Below are 4,672 nucleotides of genomic sequence, written 5' to 3' on the forward strand. Positions count from 1 at the left end.
GGGATGGCTGATCTCTACCGCGATATGGGCAAGGAGAAAGCGGCCGAAGAGATTGAATTGCGGGTGTCGCGTATCCTCAAGGAGAGGAAGGCTGCAGGCAACTGATTGTTGCTGTTTCCGTGTGCGCTCACCTATTTATGGCAACTTGATTGTGATCGTTGCACCGCCGTCTGCGTGAACTGAATCATAGCCACGTATGGTGACGGAACTGATGCCGTCCGGAATGGCGACTCCTGTCAGGCTGCGGGTAAAAGGCTGCTCGTTCTCATGCGGGTGATGCAGCACCCTGGTGCCTAGCACATTGCCATCGCTATCGATGATCTCCCACTTGTTTGCGTAATGATCCCATCCTGTATCACCATGCAACAGGCTCACATGAAAAGTGTATAAGCCACTGGTAGATTTGTAGACTTTTACATCAACGACATCCGCTTCCCCGGCCATGATGGCTGCAGTCATCAGCATGATCAGGATGCCCGCTGTTGCGAGGGTGTTATAAAAGAAACGCATCTGTTGGTCCCCAAAAAAACGTATTGGCAGTATTAGCCGAATATACACCAGTGCGGCCGTGATGCCGGCAGAAATATGCCCGGATTGCGACATTCATCGAACAGCCGGGGCGGATCACTTCTTATCAACAGTGGGGCGCACAATAAACGTGCGCTCCAGGCATGCACCGTGTTCAAGCTGGTGCGGCGCATCATTATCAAGCGCTCACCAGATCCCTCTGAACACCTTGTTTCACAGTAAATCTCCATGTTGGCACGCTACATGCATTAGAGAACTCTAACAGAGTTTATTGAATGCAAATATGGAGACGAGTCACATGGTTAAACTTTATAAAACCAACCGCAGGCACTTTATCAAGAAGGCGGCACTTGCAGTGGGCTCAGCCCTCTTGCTTGGCGGGATCATGCTTCCCGCCAGTGTCATGGCAGAAATCGGAGAGCCGGAGAAAGAAGAGCTGAAATTCGGTTTCATCAAGCTCACGGACATGGCGCCGCTGGCAATTGCCTATGAAAAAGGATATTTCGAAGACGAGGGCCTCTATGTCACGCTGGAAGCGCAGGCTAACTGGAAAGTCCTGCTTGACGGCGTGATTGACGGGCAGCTTGATGGTGCACACATGCTTGCCGGTCAACCGCTTGCAGCAACAATAGGTTTTGGCACCAAGGCGCATATCGTTACGCCATTTTCTATGGATCTGAACGGTAATGGCATCACGGTCTCAAACGAGGTCTGGGAGAAGATGAAGGCGCATGTCCCGATGAGGGAGGACGGTAAGCCTGTCCACCCGATCAAGGCAGATTATCTAAAGCCTGTTGTCGAGGAATACAAGAAGGAAGGCAAGCCATTCAACATGGGTATGGTCTTTCCGGTATCCACGCATAATTACGAACTGCGTTACTGGCTGGCAGCCGGTGGTATTCACCCCGGTTACTATGCACCTGCAAAAGGCGATATCACCGGTCAGATCGATGCGGATGCATTGCTATCGGTCACACCACCTCCGCAGATGCCTGCAACACTTGAAGCTGGAACTATCTACGGATACTGCGTCGGTGAGCCCTGGAACCAGCAGGCTGTTTTCAAGGGTATTGGCGTTCCTGTCATCACCGATTACGAAATCTGGAAAGACAATCCTGAGAAAGTCTTCGGCATGACAAAAGAGTTTACCGAGACTTATCCGAATACGACTGTCCGCGTTGTCAAAGCGATGCTGCGTGCAGCCAAGTGGCTTGATGAGAACGACAACGCCAATCGTATGGAGGCCGTGAAGATTCTCTCCAAGTCTCAATATGTTGGTGCGGATGCAGATGTTATTGCGAACTCAATGACGGGTACGTTCGAGTATGAGAAGGGCGACAAGCGTGAAGTACCTGACTTCAACGTCTTCTTCCGTTACTTCGCAACTTATCCTTACTACTCAGATGCTGTCTGGTATCTCAGCCAGATGCGTCGCTGGGGACAGATCGCCGAGCCAAAGAGCGATGACTGGTACATGGACACTGCAAAGAGTGTTTACCGCCCGGACATATACCAGAAAGCGGCTGAAGCACTTATCGAAGAAGGCACCCTGTCTGCAGATGAGTTTCCTGACTTTGCAACTGAAAGTGGTTTTCGTGCTCCACAGAGTGAGTTTATCGATGAGGTCACATTCGACGGAACCAAGCCGAATGAATACCTGGAGAAATTCAGTATTGGTCTGAAGGGCGAAGAAGTTATCAAGTAAAAGTAAACGGAAATTCAGTCTCCATGGATGGAGCAATCACTCAACTGTTTGACAGAGATTAACGGGGCTACAATGAAACTCCTGAAAATTACAGCCGGCTGGCTGGAACCTCTCATCAAGCTGATTAAGGGCGAGAGCCCGAAACAGCAACTGATGATTATTGGCCGCGGTCTGATTGTGCCGCTACTGGGCATCGCAGTGTTTCTGGCGATCTGGCAGGGCACAGCACCACGTATCGTTACATCGCTGGGTGCTTTCCCGGGTCCGGTGCAGGTTTGGGAACAATCCGTTAATCTCGTTACAGAACATAACGAAGAACGGGAAAAGGCTGAGGCATTCTATGAGCGTCAGCGTGTACGTAATGAAAAGAAGCTCGCAAAGAATCCGGATGCAGTAGTCAAGATTCGGTCCTACACGGGCAAGCCAACATTTCTTGACCAGATAGTGACGAGCCTTGTCACTGTTATGACCGGCTTTCTTCTTGCCTCGGCAATCGCAATTCCGGTTGGCATCCTGATCGGTTTGAGTCCGACACTGTATGGTGCAATCAATCCGCTTATCCAGTTGTTCAAACCTGTCTCTCCGCTTGCGTGGCTGCCGCTGGTAACCATGGTCGTCAGTGCCGTCTATGTCAGCAGTGATCCGATGTTCTCAAAGTCATTTATTACATCAATGCTGACAGTGCTGTTGTGCTGCCTGTGGCCGACCATGATAAATACAGCGGTCGGGGTTGCAGGTATCAGCAAGGATCTGCTCAACGTCAGTAAGGTTCTGAGTCTGGGTTGGTGGACACACATTTTTAAAATCGTTCTGCCATCAGCAATACCAATGATGTTCACAGGCCTCCGCTTGTCTCTTGGTATTGCCTGGATGGTTTTGATTGCTGCCGAAATGCTGGCTCAAAACCCGGGTCTTGGCAAATTCGTCTGGGATGAGTTCCAGAACGGCAGTTCAAATTCACTTGGCCGCATCATGGTCGCCGTGCTGGTGATTGGATTTATCGGTTTCGTTCTCGATCGCCTCATGTTGTCGCTTCAGAAAGGCGCCTCATGGGACAAATCAGCAGTACTGCGCTAACAGGAAATAATAATGACTATCTCACACTTGGAACTGACCGATGTATGCATCGACTTTCCGACTCCAAACGGTCCCTTTCGTGCCCTTAATCACGTCAACCTGAATGTCGACAAGGGTGAGTTCATTTCACTGATCGGTCATTCCGGTTGCGGCAAATCTACCGTGTTGAATATTGTTGCCGGCCTTTACCAGGCGACCCAGGGCGGTGTTGTACTGGACGGCAAGGAAGTTGATCAGCCCGGACCTGAACGTGCGGTTGTTTTTCAGAACCATTCACTACTGCCATGGTTGAGTGCGTATGAAAACGTCGAGCTTGCCGTCAAGCAGGTTTTCAAGAAAAGAAAAACAAAATCGGAAATGCGTGAGTGGATTGAACATAACTTGCAACTTGTTCACATGGAGCATGCGATGGATAAGCGCCCGGACGAAATATCCGGCGGCATGAAGCAGCGTGTCGGAATTGCACGTGCATTGGCGATGGAGCCAAAGGTTCTATTAATGGATGAGCCTTTCGGTGCACTTGATGCACTCACCCGCGCGCATCTGCAGGACTCATTGATGGAGATCCATGCCGATCTTGGCAACACGGTCATCATGATTACACATGATGTTGATGAGGCAGTGCTGCTTTCAGATCGAATTGTCATGATGACAAACGGACCGGCAGCAACCATTGGTGATGTACTGAATATCGAACTGGATAGACCGCGTGAGCGTGTCTCCATGTCAGAGTCAGAAGAGTACAACCATTACCGGCATGAAGTATTGAAATTCCTTTATGAGCGTCAGCGTAATCCTGCGGATGTTGAAGCGGAAGTGGTTGAAGATGAGTCCAAAGGTGGCCCGGAACTGGAGTTGATTGGCAAGGAAGACGCTGCCTGACACATTTAAGTAAAGAAAATAGAAACAGTTGAATCTAAACGTGAGTGAAGCACTCGCTTCACGGTCACGGAGAAAATGAAATGAAAGAGAATCTCGTATTAATTGGTAATGGCATGGCGGGTGTGCGCACCCTCGAAGAGTTACTTAAGCTCGCGCCGGAAAAATACAACATTACAGTCTTTGGTGAAGAGCCATATGGTAACTACAACCGTATTATGCTGTCGCCTGTGCTTGCCAATGAAAAGACCATTGATGACATCATGCTGAATGATCTCGCATGGTACAAGGACAATGGTATTGCACTCCTTTCAGGAAAGAAAGTTGTCACCATAGACCGCGTCAAGCGACATGTCATAGCCGATGACGGGACTGAAGTTCCTTACGATCGCCTGATCATTGCCACCGGTTCAGTGCCATTTATGCTGCCATTGCCAGGTGCGGATAAGGGGGGCGTTATTGGTTTCCGCGACATTAACGATG

The 4,672-nt window shown here is 49.8% G+C and carries 5 protein-coding genes; 4 read left to right on the plus strand and 1 reads right to left on the minus strand.

The genetic code is table 11. The annotated features are described in order from the left end of the window. Window positions 1–135: 135 nt before the first annotated feature. On the minus strand, window positions 136–603 hold the full coding sequence (locus BOW51_RS07710; protein ID WP_245828614.1) for a hypothetical protein: 468 nt from the start codon (window positions 601–603) through the stop codon (window positions 136–138). Window positions 604–826: 223 nt separating this feature from the next. On the opposite strand from BOW51_RS07710, the gene BOW51_RS07715 reads away from it, so the two are divergent. From BOW51_RS07715 to BOW51_RS07730, 4 genes are all read left to right on the plus strand, one after another. After that, the gene (locus BOW51_RS07715) at window positions 827–2,233 is read left to right on the plus strand and encodes a CmpA/NrtA family ABC transporter substrate-binding protein (protein ID WP_078477176.1); all 1,407 of its coding nucleotides are present in this window, start codon (window positions 827–829) and stop codon (window positions 2,231–2,233) included. 72 nt (window positions 2,234–2,305) lie between these two features. Continuing rightward, window positions 2,306–3,310, plus strand: a complete 1,005-nt coding sequence (locus tag BOW51_RS07720; protein WP_078477179.1) for an ABC transporter permease — start codon at window positions 2,306–2,308, stop codon at window positions 3,308–3,310. Window positions 3,311–3,322: 12 nt separating this feature from the next. Further along, window positions 3,323–4,192 carry an ABC transporter ATP-binding protein gene (locus BOW51_RS07725; RefSeq protein WP_078477177.1) on the plus strand — a complete coding sequence of 290 codons (870 nt, stop codon included), beginning with the start codon at window positions 3,323–3,325 and terminating at the stop codon, window positions 4,190–4,192. An 80-nt stretch (window positions 4,193–4,272) separates the two neighbouring features. Then, on the plus strand, window positions 4,273–4,672 hold a 400-nt coding region (locus tag BOW51_RS07730), incomplete at its 3' end, for an FAD-dependent oxidoreductase (protein WP_135568138.1).

Source organism: Solemya elarraichensis gill symbiont (genome assembly GCF_002021095.1).
Classification (GTDB): domain Bacteria; phylum Pseudomonadota; class Gammaproteobacteria; order Chromatiales; family Chromatiaceae.